This is a genomic window from Achromobacter xylosoxidans A8 (genome assembly GCF_000165835.1).
Taxonomy (GTDB): domain Bacteria; phylum Pseudomonadota; class Gammaproteobacteria; order Burkholderiales; family Burkholderiaceae_B; genus Achromobacter; species Achromobacter xylosoxidans_B.
This window is the reverse complement of the sequence record NC_014640.1, coordinates 499633-517039: the sequence shown is the minus strand read 5'-3', so window position 1 is coordinate 517039 and position 17407 is coordinate 499633. Positions and strand designations below refer to the sequence as shown.

Annotated in this window: 17 protein-coding genes and 1 riboswitch; of the genes, 11 read left to right on the top strand and 6 right to left on the bottom strand. The window is 67.1% G+C overall.

All coding sequences use genetic code 11. The annotated features are described in order from the left end of the window. The first annotated feature begins 28 nt into the window (after positions 1-28). The 6 genes from AXYL_RS02450 to AXYL_RS02425 all read left to right on the top strand — a co-directional run bounded on the left by AXYL_RS02450 (position 29) and on the right by AXYL_RS02425 (position 7381). Entirely contained in the window at positions 29-487 is a 459-nt protein-coding gene (locus AXYL_RS02450) for a DUF411 domain-containing protein (protein WP_013391247.1), read from the top strand. A 170-nt stretch (positions 488-657) separates the two neighbouring features. Beyond that, positions 658-1857 (top strand): phosphoglycerate dehydrogenase, encoded by a 1200-nt coding sequence (gene serA, locus AXYL_RS02445; protein WP_013391246.1) that lies wholly within the window; start codon positions 658-660, stop codon positions 1855-1857. A gap of 175 nt (positions 1858-2032) precedes the next feature. After that, positions 2033-2578, top strand: coding sequence for a sigma-70 family RNA polymerase sigma factor (locus tag AXYL_RS02440; RefSeq protein ID WP_013391245.1), 546 nt, complete (start codon positions 2033-2035; stop codon positions 2576-2578). Positions 2579-2580: 2 nt separating this feature from the next. Beyond that, on the top strand, positions 2581-3594 hold the full coding sequence (locus AXYL_RS02435) for a FecR domain-containing protein (RefSeq protein ID WP_013391244.1): 1014 nt from the start codon (positions 2581-2583) through the stop codon (positions 3592-3594). 191 nt (positions 3595-3785) lie between these two features. Beyond that, on the top strand, positions 3786-6236 hold the full coding sequence (locus tag AXYL_RS02430; protein WP_013391243.1) for a TonB-dependent receptor: 2451 nt from the start codon (positions 3786-3788) through the stop codon (positions 6234-6236). Next, a complete protein-coding gene (locus AXYL_RS02425; RefSeq protein WP_013391242.1) occupies positions 6236-7381 on the top strand; it encodes a PepSY-associated TM helix domain-containing protein in 1146 nt (381 codons plus the stop codon). Before AXYL_RS02430 ends, AXYL_RS02425 begins: the two co-directional genes overlap by 1 nt. Here the strand turns inward: AXYL_RS02425 and AXYL_RS02420 are convergent. Then, entirely contained in the window at positions 7378-8268 is an 891-nt protein-coding gene (locus tag AXYL_RS02420; protein ID WP_041654804.1) for a LysR family transcriptional regulator, read from the bottom strand. The two genes, AXYL_RS02425 and AXYL_RS02420, sit on opposite strands and share 4 nt — an antisense overlap. Before the next feature lie 150 nt (positions 8269-8418). On the opposite strand from AXYL_RS02420, the gene AXYL_RS02415 reads away from it, so the two are divergent. From AXYL_RS02415 to AXYL_RS02400, 4 genes are read left to right on the top strand one after another with little or no spacing between them, the layout of a single operon-like run. Further along, positions 8419-8850: a VOC family protein gene (locus AXYL_RS02415; RefSeq protein WP_013391240.1), complete on the top strand. Its 432-nt coding sequence runs from the start codon at positions 8419-8421 to the stop codon at positions 8848-8850. A 24-nt stretch (positions 8851-8874) separates the two neighbouring features. Further along, positions 8875-9606 carry a 5-oxoprolinase subunit PxpB gene (gene pxpB, locus AXYL_RS02410; RefSeq protein ID WP_013391239.1) on the top strand — a complete coding sequence of 244 codons (732 nt, stop codon included), beginning with the start codon at positions 8875-8877 and terminating at the stop codon, positions 9604-9606. Next, positions 9603-10598 carry a biotin-dependent carboxyltransferase family protein gene (locus AXYL_RS02405; RefSeq protein WP_013391238.1) on the top strand — a complete coding sequence of 332 codons (996 nt, stop codon included), beginning with the start codon at positions 9603-9605 and terminating at the stop codon, positions 10596-10598. The genes pxpB and AXYL_RS02405 overlap by 4 nt, the downstream gene beginning before the upstream one ends. Positions 10599-10611: 13 nt before the next feature. Continuing rightward, the gene (locus AXYL_RS02400) at positions 10612-11379 is read left to right on the top strand and encodes a LamB/YcsF family protein (protein ID WP_013391237.1); all 768 of its coding nucleotides are present in this window, start codon (positions 10612-10614) and stop codon (positions 11377-11379) included. A 55-nt stretch (positions 11380-11434) separates the two neighbouring features. On the opposite strand, the gene AXYL_RS02395 is transcribed toward AXYL_RS02400, so the two are convergent. Further along, positions 11435-12136, bottom strand: a complete 702-nt coding sequence (locus tag AXYL_RS02395; protein WP_013391236.1) for a GntR family transcriptional regulator — start codon at positions 12134-12136, stop codon at positions 11435-11437. A gap of 111 nt (positions 12137-12247) precedes the next feature. Beyond that, a complete protein-coding gene (locus AXYL_RS02390) occupies positions 12248-12886 on the bottom strand; it encodes a trimeric intracellular cation channel family protein (RefSeq protein ID WP_041652134.1) in 639 nt (212 codons plus the stop codon). Positions 12887-13108: 222 nt separating this feature from the next. Between AXYL_RS02390 and AXYL_RS02385 the strand changes: the two genes are divergently transcribed. Beyond that, the gene (locus AXYL_RS02385; RefSeq protein WP_013391234.1) at positions 13109-13978 is read left to right on the top strand and encodes a universal stress protein; all 870 of its coding nucleotides are present in this window, start codon (positions 13109-13111) and stop codon (positions 13976-13978) included. Between the two features lie 71 nt (positions 13979-14049). On the opposite strand, the gene AXYL_RS02380 is transcribed toward AXYL_RS02385, so the two are convergent. The 3 genes from AXYL_RS02380 to metX all read right to left on the bottom strand — a co-directional run bounded on the left by AXYL_RS02380 (position 14050) and on the right by metX (position 17272). Then, positions 14050-15306, bottom strand: a complete 1257-nt coding sequence (locus tag AXYL_RS02380) for a muropeptide transporter (protein ID WP_041652131.1) — start codon at positions 15304-15306, stop codon at positions 14050-14052. A gap of 95 nt (positions 15307-15401) precedes the next feature. Beyond that, complete coding sequence (gene metW / locus AXYL_RS02375; RefSeq protein ID WP_013391232.1) at positions 15402-16016, bottom strand: methionine biosynthesis protein MetW; 615 nt, start codon at positions 16014-16016, stop codon at positions 15402-15404. Further along, positions 16013-17272: a homoserine O-succinyltransferase MetX gene (metX, locus tag AXYL_RS02370; protein WP_013391231.1), complete on the bottom strand. Its 1260-nt coding sequence runs from the start codon at positions 17270-17272 to the stop codon at positions 16013-16015. The genes metW and metX overlap by 4 nt, the downstream gene beginning before the upstream one ends. Beyond that, a riboswitch (SAM riboswitch) is annotated at positions 17262-17343 on the bottom strand. It overlaps the preceding gene by 11 nt. Positions 17344-17407: the final 64 nt, after the last annotated feature.

The window sequence follows — 17407 nt, the reverse complement described above, 5'->3', positions numbered from 1 at the left end:
AATTCACCTCGTCCCGCAACGGAGCATCATGAATCTTTCCCGTCTTACGCGCCGCCTGGCCCTTGCCGCGGCCCTGTGCGCCCCCGCTTTCGCCACCGCCCAGACGCCCGTCAAGGTAGAGGTCTGGAAGACCCCGACCTGCGGCTGCTGTGAAGACTGGGTCAAGCACATGCGCGACAGCGGCTTCGCCGTCACCACCCACGACGTCCAGGACACTGGCCCCATCCGCCGCAACGCCGGCATGGCCAATTACGGCTCCTGCCACACCGCGGCCGTTGAAGGCTACGCCATCGAAGGCCACGTGCCCGCCAGCGACGTGCGCCGCCTGCTGCTGGAAAAACCCGACGCTGCCGGCCTGGCCGCGCCCGGCATGCCGCTGGGCTCGCCCGGCATGGACGGCCCCGAATACGGCGGCCGCAAGACGCCGCACGACGTGGTCCTGGTCGACAAGCAAGGCGGCGCCAAGGTGTTCCAGGCCTATCGTTAAAGCGCAGTTTTCGACGTCCTGTTCGGGCATCGCTCCTTTTCGGGCGATGCCCGAGTCGTTTGCGCACCTGAAACAATTCATCCACACCGCCCCAATGGCTACTCCTTGCACTGCAGCAAAAATGGGCCACAATCAATAAAACGGATTCCTCACCCACCCCTCAGGCTGTCATGGCACAAATCGTCCTGTTCGAGAACATCCACCCGAGCGCCCGCGCCGTCTTCGAAGCCGCCGGCTACTCCGACATCGTCACGCACGCCGCCTCCTTGCCGGCGTCGCAACTGAGCGACGCCCTGCGCGGCGCCCAGGTGGCGGGGATCCGTTCTCGCACCCACCTGGATGCCGCCCTGCTTTCCGGCAACCTCGACCTGCGCGTCGTGGGCTGCTTCTGCATCGGCACCAACCAGGTCGACCTGGACGCGGCCATGCAGCGCGGCATTCCGGTATTCAACGCGCCGTTCTCGAATACCCGCTCGGTTGCCGAACTGGTGCTGGGCGAAGCCATCCTGCTGCTGCGCCGCATTCCTGAAAAGAATGCCCGCGTGCACCAGGGCCACTGGGACAAGAGCGCTTCGGGGGCCTTCGAGACCCGCGGCAAGACGCTCGGCATCGTGGGCTACGGCAACATCGGCTCGCAGATCAGCACGCTGGCCGAAAGCCTGGGCATGCGCGTCATCTACCACGACGTCGAAGCCAAGCTGCCGCTGGGCAATGCCCGGCCCGCCGCCACCTTGAACGATCTGCTGGAGCAGGCCGACGTGGTGACCCTGCACGTGCCGGGCGGCAAGACCACCGAAAAGATCATGAATGCGGAAACCATCGGCCGCATGCGCCGTGGCGCCATCCTGATCAACGCCTCGCGCGGCACGGTGGTGGATATCGACGCGCTGCACGCCGCGCTTAAGTCCGGCCATCTGGCCGGCGCCGCGCTGGACGTGTTCCCGACCGAACCCAAGGGCGCGGACGAGCCGCTGGCCAGTCCGCTGATCGGCCTGCCCAACGTGATCCTGACCCCGCACATCGGCGGCAGCACACAGGAATCGCAAGAGAACATCGGCCGCGAAGTGGCCGAGAAGCTGGTGCGCTTCCTGCAGGCCGGCACCACCAAGGGCGCGGTCAACTTCCCCGAACTGCCGTATCTGGAGCCGGCCGGCGGCACGCGCATCCTGCACGTGCACCGCAACGCCCCGGGCGCGCTCGGCACGCTGGACAACCTGATGGCGCAGCACGGCCTGAACATCGTCAGCCAGACCCTGCAGACCCGCGGCCAGATCGGCTACGTGATCACCGACGTGGAAGGCGAAGTCAACGACATCGTCATGACCACCTTGCGCGACCATCCGATCACGGTCCGCTGCGACCGGCTGTAAGGTTGCCAAGATGACAAGGGGCCCGCGCAAGCGGGCCCTTTTTGCTGCCGCGCCCCAACACCAACCCAGATCCCCGTGCGTATCGGCATTGCGCAATGCGGCAGACTTCAGTTATAAACGATAACCATTCCCAATCCTGCTAAATACGGCGCACCTTCGCGCCTGGGTCCGCCCGATGTCCGCCGCCGATCTCCCCGTGCATCAAGACCTGCACGCTCTATACAGCGATCATCACGGCTGGCTGCTGGGATGGCTGCGCCGCAAGTTGGGCAACGCCGCTGACGCCGCCGACCTGGCACACGACGCCTTCCTGCGCCTGATCATCAGGCCGGCACCCGACGGATTTGCCAGTGCGGGCGCCGCTCGCGCCTATCTGCGCGCCATGGCGCAAGGCTTGTGCACCGATCTCTGGCGACGGCGGGAAGTGGAGCAAGCCTGGCTGGAAAGCCTTGCCGCGCAACCCATGGCCCATGCGCCCTCTCCGGAACACCAGTCGCTGGTCATCGAAACCCTGATGGAAGTCGGCGAATGGCTGGGACGCCTGCCGGAAAAGGTACGCACAGCCTTCATCCAGGCCCAGATACATGGGCTTTCCACCCGCGAGATCGCTGACCACATGGGCGTGTCCATGCGCATGGTGCAGAAGTACCTGGCTCAGGCCATGCTGCATCTTGCGCTGATCGACGCCGGGCTGGCTGCCTCCGGTATCCGCAGGCCCTGACCATGCCTGCGCCGCCCCGGCCGGTCCTCGCAGACGGCCCCCTTCCCGTCCAAGCGGATTATGAAAGCCTGAAAGCGGCCGCCGAGTGGTATGCCGTTTTGCAGGATGCCGAAGCCGGCTCCAGGCAGCACGTCGACTGGCAGCGCTGGCTGGATGCTCGGCCGGAACACCACCGCGCCTGGGCGCATGTCATGGCGGTCAGCCGGCGCTTTGCGCTGCTGCGCAACGACGGTGAGCGCGAAGCCGCCGAGAAAGCAGTACAGGTCGCCTCCCGCCGCCCATCGTCGCGCCGCCGGGCCGTCGGCCACGTCCTGGCGCTGGGCGGCGCGGGAATCCTGGGTTGGCTCGCCTGGCGGCACACGCCTTTGCCCGCCATCGTGACCGCCTGGCGCTCCGACTATGCCACCGGCGTCGGCGAACAACGCAACATTGTCCTGGCCGACGATACCCGCGTCTGGCTCAATACCCGCAGCGCCATCAATGTCGATTTCAACCAGGATCGCCGTCTGTTGACGCTGGCCGATGGCGAAATCCTGGTCGAAACCGGCCAGGACACGCAGCGACGGCCGTTCTTCGTCGATACCCGCTATGGCCGCGCGCAGGCCTTGGGCACCCGTTTCACGGTGCGGCAGACGGACGAAGATGTCCTGTTGGCGGTCTATGACGGGCAGGTGGGCATTCAGAACCTTGCCGGCCGCAATGCGCTCGTCCGGGCCGGGGAGCAACGGCGCTACACCGGGGACGATATCTCCGCGGCGGCCCCGGCCGATCCCGCGCGCGAAGCCTGGTCGCGCGGCGTGATCCTGGCGGAGAACCTGTCCCTCGCCGATCTCATCGCGGAACTGGGCCGCTATCACCTCGGGCATGTCGGCGTCGATCCCCGCATCGCCGGCCTGCGCGTCGTCGGCCGCTACCCGGCCAATGACTTGGATCGCACGCTGGCCATGCTCGCCCGTGACCTGCCGATACGCATCCAGCGCACACTGCCATGGTGGGTAACGCTGGCCCCCCGGTGAGCGTACCCCCGAAAAAATTTTCACAGCGCGGTTCGCTTTTCTCCTGTTCGTTCGATCAACAGGGAAAGAGGACTCCGCCGACCTTTGCCGCATTCCTACGGCAATACCGGTCCGTGACGGCCGGCCGACGCCCCATGCCCGTAAACGGTGGACCTCTCCTTGCCCAACTCCATTCCAAGGAAAGCCGTTCCATGCGCCGCCTGCCGCCACCTGCCTACCCCGTATCGTCCCTTGCCCGATTGCCGCGCCCAGCCGCCGTGGCGCGCAAGGCTTTGCTGGGCGCGATCCTGATGACGGGCGCCGGCGTCGGCACGGTCCATGCCCAAGCCGCCGGACCCGCCGCCGCCAGCCCCTCGGTCCGCGCCTACGACGTCCCCGCCGGCCCTCTGGCGGGCGCATTGAGCCGCTATGCCGATCAGGCCAATATTCTTCTCAGCGTGCCGGCAGCTATGACGGCAGGCAAGACCAGTCCCGGGGTACGCGGCACCCATACGGTCGATGGCGGGTTCCGGCAGCTGCTCAACGGCACCGGCCTAGAAGCCGTGCGCCAGGCCGACGGCGGCTACTCGCTGCGGCCCGCGCCCGTATCCGCTGAAACCACCCTGCCCGCCGTGTTGGTGACCGGTTCCGCCACTGCGGCGTATAACGAGCCCTACCCGGGCGGCGAGGTCGCGCGCGGCGCCAAGATCGGCCTGCTCGGCGACAGGGATTTTCTCGATACGCCCTTCAGCGTGACCTCATACACGTCCAAGCTGATCGAAGACCAGCAAGCGCAGAACCTCGGTGACGTACTGCTCAACGACCCCTCGGTGCGCAATACCTACTCGCGCGGCGCGGGCCGGGACGAATTCAATGTCCGCGGCTTCACGCTGTTCAACTACGACGTCGCCTACAACGGCCTCTATGGCATTTCCCCCCGCAACTCCACCTCGCTGATAGGAATCGAGCGCGTCGAGGTGCTGCGCGGTCCGAACGCGCTGCTCAACGGCATGGCGCCGTACGGCTCGGTGGGCGGCTCGATCAACCTGGTGCCCAAGCGCGCCGACGCCGAGCCCTTGAACCGCGTAACGCTGTCCTATCTCGAAAACAGCCAGTTCGGCCTGCAGGCGGATATCGCCCGCCGTTTCGGCGAAGACCAGCGCACCGGCGTACGCCTGAATGTGCTGCGCAGCGGCGGCGACATGAACATCTCCGGCGCCGGCGAGGACATGGGCGCGATCTCCCTCGGCCTGGACTACCGCGGCAACCGCTTCCGCATCGAAGGCGACATCAACTACCAGAACCGCGTGACCGACGCGCGTAGCGGCCTGCTGTTCCCGCCACCCTCGGGCGAGGACATCGGCCACGCACCGGACCCGAAGCGCAATTTCTTCCCCGACTGGACTTACTGGAAAGCCAAAGAGTGGACCGGCGACGTGCGCGCCGAGTACGACCTGTCCGACGACTGGACGGTGTACGGCGCCTTGGGCGCGCGCAAGCACGACTTCGAAAGTCTGCAGACCACCTGGCTGATGCTCGACTCGGCGGGCATGATCGGCTCCGTGCCCGCCCGCCTGAACGAAAGGCTGTTGAGCAAGACCGGCGAGGTCGGCATCCGCGGCCGCTTCAATACCGGCCCGATCAAGCACGAACCGGTGCTGTCGGCCAGCTTCCTCGACATCGATTACTCGTCGGCGCGCGTGCGTTCCACCACCACGGTTTTCTCCGACCTGTACGACCCGGCCGATCTGGCCAAACCGAACATCCCCAAGCCCACCGATCTGGGCAAGACCAGCGAAACACGGTTGTACAGCGTTGCGCTGGCCGACACGCTTTCGGCGATGGACGGCGCGGTGCAGCTGACCGGCGGCCTGCGCCAGCAGCGCGTGCAGTCGGTGAACTACAACCCCGCGACCGGCGAACGCGTATCGGACTACGGCAAATCCGCACTCACCCCGGCGTTCGCGCTGACGGTGAGGCCGACCACGCAACTGGCGCTGTACGGCAACTACATCGAGGGTCTGAGCCAGGGCGGCACCGCGCCGGCCGAGGCCGTGAACGCAGGCGAGACCTTCAAGCCCGGCGTCTCGAAGCAATATGAAGTCGGCGCCAAGTACGACTTCGGCACCGTCGCAACCACCTTGAGCGCGTTCCAGATCGAGCAGCCCAGCGCTTACCTGGACCCGGTTACCTTGCGCTACCAGGCATCCGGCAGGCAGCGCAATCGCGGCGTGGAATTCCTGATCCAGGGCGAGCCGGCACGCCACGTCCGGCTCTTGGGCGGCGTGGCCTACACCGCTGGCGTCCTGACCAAGACGGAAGGCGGCGTCAACGACGGCAACGTCGCGCCTGCCGTGCCGCGCTGGCAGTTCAACGCCTCGGCGGAATGGGATACGCCTTTCGCGCAAGGCCTGACCCTGATGGCGCGCGTGCTGCGCACCAGCACCCAGTATGTCGATGCGGCGAACACACAGCAGCTGCCCGCCTGGACCCGCTTCGACGTGGGCGCGCGTTACGCGATGAATATCAACCGCACGCCGGTCACCTTGCGGGCGACGGTGGAGAACGTGTTCAACAAGCACTACTGGCTGTCGGCCGCGCGTGAAGGCCTGACGGTGGCCGCGCCACGCACGCTGCTGCTGTCCGTCACCGCGGAGTTCTGATGCGGCTGCTTGCAGGGAGCGCATCGCCCGCGCGGGCGGTGCGCAGCAAGACCTGGTATCTGGTCCACAAATGGACCAGCCTGGTCTGTACCCTCTTCATGCTGGTGGTCTGCGTCTCCGGCCTGCCCTTGATCTTCCACGACGAAATCGTGGAATGGCTGGACGCTCCGCCGCCCTGGCCCAGCGTCGCGCCGGACCCGTCCGCGCCTGCCCTCGACGGCCTGATCGCGCAGGCTCTCCACCATCATCCGGCGCATCGCATCGTCGAGGTCGAAGTGGCCGCCCGCTCGCCCCGCGTCATCCTGGCGCTGGCCCCTGGCGACCAGGCTCCGTCCGGAACATCCTCGATCCAGCTGCACTACGACGCTCGCAGCGGCTTGTTGCAGCAATCGGTGGACAGCGCCGACGAAGGCCTGGGCACGCGCGCCATGACCATCATGACGCGCTTGCACATCGATCTCTACGCGCTCCTGCCCGGCCAGCTGTTTTTGGGCTTCATGGCCCTGCTCTTCTCGGTGGCGGTGATATCGGGCGCCGTCCTCTATCACCCCTACATGAAGAAAACCCCGTTTGGCACCGTCCGCGCCACGCGCGCCAAGCGCCTGAAGTGGCTGGACCTGCACAACCTCCTGGGAATCGTCACGCTGGTCTGGGCGCTGATGATGGGCGTCACAGGCGCCATCCACGAACTGGCGGTGCCGCTCTTCCGCTACTGGCTGTCCCACGACGTCCAGGCCGCGGTGGCGACGACCGACGGCCATCCGCCCGCCGGCCCGTCGCAATTGGCCTCGGCGCAACAGGCCTACGCTACGGCGCGGGCTGCCGTCCCCGGCCGCGTGGTGGAGTCCCTGCGCTTCCCGGACGCGGGCCTGGGCCTGCCGCAGCACTACCTGCTGTGGGCCAAGGGTGAAACCCCGCTGGCCGCCCATCTCTTCGACGGTGTCCTGGTGGACGCGCGTACGGGCCAATTGACGGCGGTGCTCGAGATGCCCTGGTACCTGCGCGTACTGCAATTCTCGCGGCCGCTGCACTATGGCGACACCGCCGGCCTGCCGCTGAAGCTGATCTGGGCCGCCTTGGACCTGATCACGATCGTGGTCCTGGGCAGCGGTCTCTACCTATGGCGCAAGCGTAAGAAAAACTAGCGGGCCGGACGATGCGCGCCATCGGCAGCCGAGGCCGCGCGGACCAGGCATTCCGCCATCTTGCCCCTAACGCTCGCGGCATCGAACGGCAGCCGCCCGATGATGCCGATCTCGCGGTGGAAGGCCGCCTCGTCCAGGGACACCAGGCGCAAGCCCGCCAGATCCAGCCCCAACAAGCGCGGCAGCAGCGCCACCCCCAGGCCGTGCCGCACCAGGTTGGCGATGGCCTCGATCTCGTCGAGTTCCACCGCCTCGTGCACCGTGATGCGTTGCTTTTTCAGGAACAGATCCACCCCCCGTCCGCCGAACGAGGCCCGGTCGTAGCGGATGAACGGCTGGGTGGCCAGCAGCTCGCGCCAAGGAGCCCGCGCCATCGATTCCGGCATCGCCAGCACCATTTCCTCGCGCAGCAGCGGCTGCCAGCCCAATTCTGGTGGCAAGGCGAACGGAGGCCGGATCAGCAGCGCCATATCCACTTCGCCCGCGTCCACCTGCCCCAATAGCGACAGCGACACGCCAGGCACGATCCGCACCCGCACGTCGGGATAGCCCGCCCGGAACTCTCCCAGCGCCTGCGCCAACAGATGCTGCTGCACCGAGGCAATCGCGCCGATGCGCAGCGATCCGCTGACATGTCCTGCGCCGGCCGCGGCCGCCATGCGCTCGGCCATCGCCACCAGTTCCTCGGCCTGCGGCAGCATCTCGCGCCCATGGAGGTTCAGCACGGCCGCGCGGGCGCTGCGGTCGAACAGCGCCACGCCCAGGTATTCCTCCAGGCGCTTGATCTGGGCGCTGACCGCCGACTGGGTCAGCCCCAATTGAGCGCCGGCACCGGTGAAAGTGCCGTCCCGCGCCACAGCCAGAAAGGTTTTGAACTCTTTGATCACGATCAATAATTTCGATGCTAAGACACGAAAAATATCGTTTTTCAATCAAAAAAACAATACTTAAACTAAGCGCTGATGCCAGGCCTGCGCAGTCTTGCGATGGCCTGCAATCTGATTGATCATTTTCTTTTGCCCGACCCGGAGCCTTCCATGACCGCTCAAACCAACCTGCCACCGTTCCACCTCGCCTTCCCGGTCCGCGACCTGGCCGAAGCCCGCGCCTTCTATGGCGAAAAGCTGGGCTGTCCGGAGGGCCGCAGCTCGCCCGAATGGATCGACTTCAACTTCTACGGCCACCAGATCGTCGCCCACCTGGCGCCCAGCGAATGCGGCCACAAGGCCACCAGCGCCGTGGATTCGCACAATGTGCCGGTGCGCCATTTCGGCGCCGTGCTTTCCATGGAACAATGGGAAGCGATGGCAAAGCGGCTGACCGACGCCGGCACCGAATTCGTCATCGAGCCCTACATCCGCTTCAAGGGTGAAGTGGGCGAACAAGCCACCATGTTCTTCCTGGATCCGTCGGGCAACGCGCTGGAATTCAAGGCGTTCAAGAACATGGATTCCCTGTTCGCCAAGTAATCCGTCTCTACAGGTTTCGTGTCGTTGAACGCAATTTCAGAACCTCCTTCTCCGGCCGAAACCTCCTGGCGCATCCTGCCTCAGGGTGACCGCTGCCTGATTATTTCCTTTGGCGACCAGATCGACGCGGCCGTGGGCCGGACCTGTCTGGCCGCGGCCGGGAAGCTGCGCGACGCGCGGCTTCCCGGCGTGACCGACGTGGTGCCATCGTTCGTCGCGGTGGCGGTGCATTACCGTCCCGGCGCCAGCGGCGGCCCCACGTACACGCAACTGGCCGAACGCATCGGACAACTGCTGTCCGCAGGCATCGCCGCGGACACCCTGGGCGGACGCGAGATCGACATCCCGGTCTGCTACGGCGGCGAACACGGCCCCGACCTGGCCGAGGTGGCCGAAGCCGCCGGCCTCACCCCTGAAGGCGTCATCCAGCTGCACAGCCAGCCCCGCAGCATGGTCTTCATGCTGGGCTTCGCGCCCGGCCACGCCTACCTGGGCGTGCACGACGAAAAACTGAATATCCCGCGCCGCGCCTCGCCGCGCACCGCCGTGCCTGCCGGCGCAGTGGCGGTCGCCAACCGCCAGACCGTGATCTACCCGAACCGGCTTCCCGGCGGCTGGAACATCATCGGCGCCACCCCGCTCACCATGTTCGACCCGGCCCGCGAACCCGCCGCCTTGCTGCAACCCGGCGACTCGGTCCGCTTCGTGCCCATCAGCTCCGAGGAGTTCGACCGCATCCGGGGAGCCCGGCCATGAGCCTGACCGTGATCAAGCCCGGCATGCTGTCCAGCTTCCAGGACCGCGGCCGCGAGGGCTACCAGCACCAGGGCATCCCGGCTGCCGGCGCCATGGATGAGCGCGCGCACCGCCTGGCCAACGCCCTGGCCGGCAACCAGGACGAACACGCCACGCTGGAAATGACCCTGACGGGTCCGACCCTGCGCTTTGACGCGGCGGCCTGCTTCGCCCTGGCCGGCGCCGACCTCGGCGCCACGCTCAACGGCCAGGACATCCCGGTCCACCGCCCCCTGGTGGCGCGGGCCGGCGACACGCTGGCCTTCGGCGCCAGGCCGGCCGTGGGCGTACGTGGCTATCTGGCGCTGCACGGCGGCTTTGCGCTGCCGCGCGTCATGGGCAGTGAAAGCACCTACCTGCGCAGCGGCTTCGGCGGCTTCCAGGGGCGCGCGCTGGCCAAGGGCGACCAGGTGCCGCTGCATGCGCCGCTGGCCGCCAGCCGCGATCTGGACGCCTTGCAGGAAGCGCTGTGGAACCAGCGCGTGTATCTGCCGGCGGCGCTGGGCGCCAAACGCCGCGAGTTCATCCGCTTCCTGCCGGGCATGCACTGGGAGGAATTCTCCGGCGCCACCCGCCAGGCCTTCGGCGGCGGCGCGGAATTCCGCATCAGTCCGCAGTCGGACCGCATGGGCTACCGCCTGCTGGGCCCGGCGCTGTCCATGAGCCAGCCACGCCAGATGCTGTCGGAAGCGGCCTGCTTCGGCACCGTGCAGGTGCCCTCGGGCGGCGAGGCCATCATCCTCATGGCCGACCGCCAGACCACCGGCGGCTATCCCAAGATCGCGCAGATCGCCACCGTGGACCTGCCGGTCCTGGCGCAGTGCGCGCCCGGCCAGACCTTGCGTTTCCAGCTGATCGAACTGGAAGAAGCGCAGCGCCTGGACGGCGAGCGCGAACGCGCCTTCACGCAATTGCAAGATGCGCTGACGCCGTTGCGCGCGCTCCTTGCCTAGAAAGGAATTTGCCATGACCACCCGCATCGACATGAACTGCGACATGGGCGAAAGCTATGGCGCCTGGACCATGGGCAACGACGCGGCGGTGCTGCAGTTCGTCAGCTCCGCCAACATCGCCTGTGGCTTCCATGGCGGCGATCCGGCCACCATGCGCAAGACCGTGGCCGCCGCGCTGGCGCGCGGCGTGGCGCTGGGCGCCCATCCCAGCCTGCAGGACCTGGCCGGATTCGGCCGCCGTGTCATCCAGATCAGTCCCGACGAAGCCTACGACATCGTGGTCTATCAGATCGGCGCGCTGGCCGGCGTGGCCGCCTCGCAAGGCGCCCGCCTGCACCACGTCAAGGCGCACGGCGCCCTCTACAACATGGCCGCCAAGGACGAAGGCCTGGCGCGCGCGATCTGCCAGGCCGTCAAGGACGTGGACGCCACGCTGATCCTGTACGGGCTGGCGGGCAGCAAGCTGATCGACGCGGCCCGCGCCATCGGCCTGGCCGCCGCCAATGAGGTCTTTGCCGACCGCTCCTACCAGGACGACGGCTCGCTCACGCCGCGCAGCCGTGCGGGCGCGATGATCGAAGACCTGGATCAGGCGGTGGCGCAGGTGGTGCGCATGGTGCGCGAAGGCAAGGTGCGCTCGGTCGACGGCAAGGACGTGCCGGTGCAGGCGGATACGCTCTGCATCCACGGCGACCAGCCGAACGCGCTGATCTTCGCCGACGGCATCCGCAAGGCGCTGGAGCAGGCGGGCATCGAAGTCCGCACACCCCCGAGGGCATAGGCGCGGCCGGCTAGGCGTGGCCGGCATAGGCGCAGCCGGCTCAGGCGCGATCAGCTCAGGCGCGGCCGTAGCGCGGCGCCGGCTCTTCCCCGTCCTGCTGCGCGGCATGGCGATAAGCCTCCAGCACGCCAGGCAGCACATCCGCCAGATAGCTGCGCGTCATGTCGATCGCGCGCTCGACATCGCGAACGGCCAGCGCCTCGATCACGCCGCGGGTGCATACCTGGATCCCGCTGAACGGCATCGCTTGCCTGGCCAGCAGGTAGCGCAGCGGCTCGATCTGTTCGTAAAGCTTGCTGAGCATGCTGGCCAGCGGGGTATTGCCCGTGCTGCGGGCCGCGGCCAGATAGAACTCGCACGCCGCCCCGATCGCCGCTTGCGCATCGCCCGCGGCCAGCGCCGCCGCGATGGCCGCGTCATGACCGCGTTGCTCGGCCAGCAGCGGCGCCAGATCGTCGACCTCCGCCGCCTGGCGCAGGCAATAGGCTTCCAGCTCAGCACGTAACAGGTACAGATGGCGGATCTGCGCTTCGGTGTAGAGAGTGACGCGGAAGCCCTTGCGCTGGATGTGCGTGACCAGGCCGCTCAATTCCAGCAGGCGCAACGCTTCGCGGATCGGGCTGCGGCTGGTGCCGAAACGCTGCTCCAGCTCCTGTTCGCGCAGCGGCTGGCCGGGCCGGATGGTGCCGTCCACGATCAATTCACGAATCTGTTCCTGCAGGAAATACGGAATCGTGGCGGGCGCTTTGATGTCCAATCGGCTCCCCTTGTACTGCGCAATGCATGGTATGAGACATTGTGAAGATACTAGAAATTTCTTGAAACATAAATAAGAAAATTGTTGCAGAGCGCCATGCCGCCCCGGCTGTCAGTCCCAGTCGTCCCGATATACGAACTTCGGCATCTGCCAATTGAAGCGCAGGGCCAGCAGGCGCACCGCCAAGCCCGCGGCCAGCGCAATCGGCACCGCGGCATTGGCGGACAGGCCCAGCGCCTGCGAACCCAGGTACAGGCCGCCGGTCACGAAGGACACGCTGGCATAGAGTTCCTTGCGGAACAGCAGCGGCACCTCGTTGCACAGCACGTCGCGCAGCACCCCGCCGGCGCAGCCGGTGATCATGCCGCTGATCAGCACCACGGTGACCGGCAGCTGCATCACCTGCGCCACCTGGCAGCCGATGACCGTGAACGCCACCAGGCCCAGCGCGTCGGCCAGCAGGAACACGCTGCGCAGGCGCCGCATGACCGGCGCGATCAAGGCGGTGATGATCGCCGCGCCCGCCGTCATCCACAGGTATTCCGGGTGGACCACCCAGGTCAGGGGGTAGTGCCCCAGCAGCACATCGCGCAGCGAGCCCCCGCCCAGCGCCGTCACGCAGGCGATGATGCAGACGCCCATCCAGTCCATGTCGCGGCGGCCGGCGGAAAGCGCTGCGGTCATCGCTTCCGCCACGATGGCGACGAGGTACAGCGTGTGCAGCAGGGTGGGCGACAGATCCGGGAACATGGGGCGCGGGAAAGTTGGACTGGCCCCCATTGTATTAAGCCGGCACGCCGCGGCGGCCATTGCCTGCATCCGCGCCATCCCTTACCCTCGACTTTGCGTTGATATCTATCAAGTCCCCATCCGCGAGGCCGCGGGACAATGGGGATATAGCCCGTTAGGGCGGAACGGCTGGAACGCGCGCATGCGGGAGTCGGCGATCTGGCCACAACCGGGAGAGAACGTATGACACAGCAAACTGGCCCCATCCTGTTGGCGACCGACCTGAGCGCGCGCGGCGACCGCGCCCTGGACCGCGCCCTGCAACTGGCCAAGGAACTAGGCACCAAGCTCATCGTCCTGCATGTCATGGAATCCCATGCCACGCCGGCCCGCCTGACCACGCCGGTATGGCGGCGCCTGTCGACGGACCACAAGGCGCTGGCCGAGCGCGAGCTGGCCGAAGACCTGGCGGCGGCCGACGTGCCGACCGAAGTGGTGGTCGTCAGCGGCGATCCGCTGGTCCGCATCATGGAAACCGCCGACAGCTACGGCTGCTCGCTGATCGTCACCGGCACCGCCCGCGATGAAACGCTGGGCCGCCTGCTGTTGGGCACCACGGTCGAAAAGCTGGCCCGCCAGGCGCGCCAACCGGTGCTGGTGGTCAAGACCCGTCCGCGCCGCCCCTACCGCGACGTGCTGGTCGCCACCGACTTCTCCGCCGGTTCGCGCCAGGCCTTGCGCGCCGCGCTGCAACTGGTGCCGAATGCGGATCTGACGCTGTTCCACTCCTATGACATCCCCTTCCAGGGCAAGAAAGCGCCGGAAGATGCCATCACGCGCAGCTTCTATCACGCCGCCGAACAGAGCGCCCAGGAGTTCATCGCCGAAACGCCCGAACTGGCCCAGGTTGCCGCCCCCAAGGTGGTGCTCGAATGCGGCCAGCCGGAAACCGTGCTGTCGGAGTATTCGTTCAATCACCGTTCCGACCTGGTCGTGACCGGCACCCACGGCCGCACCGGCATCCTGCGCACCGCCATCGGCAGCGTGGCCGAACGGCTACTGGAATCCCTGCCCAGCGACGTGCTGATCGTCCGCCTGCTCGGCGAGGAGTAACCCGGTCAGGGCATAAAAAAAACGGCGCCTCGGCGCCGTTTTTTTTGCTTGCGGGGCTCTTGTGCTTGCCCCTACGCTTCCTCGCCCTGCTTTTCCATGGTTTCTATCGTGCCACGCAGCAGATGCAGCAGCACCAGGCCGGGCAGCGCGATGACCACGGTCAGCAGGAAGAAGCCTGGCCAGCCCATCGCCTCGACCAGCGGCGGCGTGAGCGGCCCCGCCAGATAGGTGCGGCCCACGGCGGACAACGCCGACAGCAGCGCGAACTGGGTCGCCGAAAACTGCTGGCGGCACAGCGCCATCAGCAGGCCGACGAAGGACGCCGTGCCGAGTCCGCCGCAGAGGTTCTCGATACCCACTCCCGCGGCCATCAGCCAGAGGTTCTTGGGGCTGACGGCAATCAGCCAGTACGCCAGGTTCGATACCGCCTGCAAAAGGCCGAAGGCCATCAGCGAGCGATACAGCCCCCAGCGCGACATCAGCGATCCGCCTGCCAGCGCGCCGATGATGGTGGCGGCCAGGCCCAGCACCTTGTTCACCGTGCCCACTTCCGTCGGCGTGAAGCCCGCGCCGCGGATCAGGAAGGTGGTGGACAGCGCCCCGGCGAAGGCGTCGCCCAGCTTGTACAGCACGATCAGCAGCAGCACCGCCAGCGCCCCGCGCCGCGTGAAGAACTCGCGCAGCGGCTCGCCCACGGCCTCGCGCAGCGTGCGCGGCGGGCGGGCGACGTGCTCGGGCTCGGGCGCCCAGAACGTCGCCAGCGCGCACAGCAGCATCAGGCCGCCCATCAGCACATAGGTGTTGCCCCAGCCTATCCACTGGTCCGCGAGGATCAGCGCCAGCCCGCCCGACACGATCATGGCCAGCCGGTAGCCCATGACTTTGATGGCTGCGCCAGCGCCGCGCTCATCCTTGCGCAGCACGTCGGTGCAATAGGCGTCGAAAGCGATGTCCTGCGTGGCCGACAGAAAGGCCACCAGCACAGCCAGCAGGGCCAGGGTCTGCAGCGTCGACGACGGCGACAAGGCGCCCATCGCCATGATGGCCACGGCCAGCAGCAACTGGGTCAGCAGCATCCAGCCGCGGCGCCGGCCCAGCAGGGGCGGCGCATAGCGGTCCACCAGCGGGGCCCACAGGAACTTGAGGGTATAGGCGCTGCCCACCAGGGTCAGGAAACCGATTTGCTGCAGCGGCACGTTTTCCACCGTGGCCCAGGCCTGCAAGGTGCCGCTGGTCAGGGCCAACGGCAATCCGCTGGCAAAGCCCAGGACCAGCAAGGGGGCCACGCGGGGGCTGGTGTAGACGTTGGATACAGCGGTAATGACGATCTCCTGAAACGCGCCCGCGCGCCGCTAGCGGCCGCGGGCTTGCGGCATTTTAGGGCCTCTGCGCCCGCGCTGCAGGCAGGATGCGTGTCGGAATGTCAGGGCGACGCGAAACGGTACACCGCCAAGGTGCTGCGCCAGCTGGGCAGCAATTTCACCTCGCGCCCTTCGTTGAAGGTGGCGCGTTCAAGAATGCTCAGGCGCACCTCGCCGGCCAATTGCTCGAAGTCGCGCAGCGTGCACAGGTGGATGTTCGGCGTGTTGTACCACTGGTAGGGCATCTGGCCCGTCACCGGCATGCGGCCGCGCAGGATGGCCCAGCCGTGCGGCCAGTAGCCGAAGTTGGGGAACGACACCACGCCGAAGCGCGCCACCCGCGCCATTTCGCGCAGGATGTGCTCGGTGCGGTGCATGGACTGCAGGGTCTGCGACAACACCACGGTGTCGAACTGCTTGTCGTCGAACAGCGCCAGCCCGTCTTCCAGGTTCTGCTGGATCACTTCGACGCCGCGCCGCACGCAGGCGATGACGCAGTTGTCGTCCAGTTCCACGCCGGCGCCCCGCACCTGGCGGTGATCGCGCAGATGCGCCAGCAGCGCGCCGTCGCCGCAGCCCAGGTCCAGGACACGGCTGCCGGGCTCGATCCAGCTGGCGATGCGCGCCAGGTCGGGCCGCAGGACGTTGAGCGCGGGGCGGGGAGTCACGGGCGTCATGCGGCGCGTCCTTCGGTCTGGGCGGCATCGCCGAGGCCGAGCTCGCGCGCGATGCGTTCGTAATAGCCGCGAACCACGGCATGGTAGCGGGCGTCTTCCAGCAGGAAGGCATCATGGCCATGCGGCGCGTCGATCTCGGCGTAGGTCACCGGACTGGCGTTCTTCAGCAGCGCGCGCACGATTTCGCGCGAGCGTTCCGGCGGGAAGCGCCAGTCGGTCGAAAACGACACCAGCAGGAAATCGGCCTTGGCCGGCGCCAGTGCGCGGGCCAGGTCGCCGCCGGTGGTGCGCGCGGGATCGAAGTAGTCCAGCGCGCGCGTGATCAGCAGATAGGTATTGGCGTCGAAATAGCGGGTGAACTTCTCGCCCTGGTAGCGCAGGTACGACTCCACCTCGAACTCGACGTCGTAGCCGTAGTGGTAGGCGCCATTCTCGGCCGGGGCGCGCTGGGCGCGGCCGAATTTCTCGGCCATGTCGTCGTCGGACAGATAGGTGATGTGGCCGAGCATGCGCGCCACCGACAGGCCGCGGCGCGGCACGGTGTCCTGCGCGTAATAGTCGCCGCCGTGGAAATCCGGATCGGTGATGATGGCGCGGCGCGCCACCTCGTTAAAGCCGATGTTCTGCGCCGACAGGCGCGGCGTGCTGGCGATGACCACGCAATTGGCCACGCGGTCCGGCAGCGTGATGGCCCAGCTGAGCGCCTGCATGCCGCCCAGCGATCCGCCCATCACCGCCGCGAAACGGTCGACGCCAAAATGGTCGGCAACCCTGGCCTGCGCCCGCACCCAGTCCTCCACGGTCAGCACCGGGAAGGCGGCGCCCCAGGGCTTGCCGCTTTCCGGGTTGATGCTGGCCGGGCCGGTAGAGCCGAAGCAGGAGCCCAGGTTATTGACCCCGATCACGAAGTAGATGTTGGTGTCCACCGGCTTGCCGGGACCCACCATGTTGTCCCACCAGCCCACATCGCTGGGGTTGTCGGCCGCCTGGCCGGCTACGTGGTGCGAGGCGTTCAACGCATGGCAGATCAGGACCGCGTTGCTGCGCTGGGCGTTGAGCGTGCCATAGGTCTCGACCGCCAGTTCGTAGGCGGCCAGCGACTGGCCGCTCTGCAAAGGCAGCGGCTCATCGAAACGGATGAAGGTGGGAGCGACGAGGCCGACCGAACCGGGATCAACGGCATCGGAAGTCGTGACGGGTGCGGGTATGAACCCGCTGGCCGAATCACCGGCCAAATTCTGGGCAGGAGTGGTCATACGGACCTCTTTAGCTGGATTTATTGGAAGGCGCCCGCAAGCGGATCAGGCAAATCGGCGCCGAAAAATTTGGTACTGCGGCAGGAATTCTAGCACTGCTCAAGCGCGCCGCAATGGCGGGCGGCATCGCCGGTC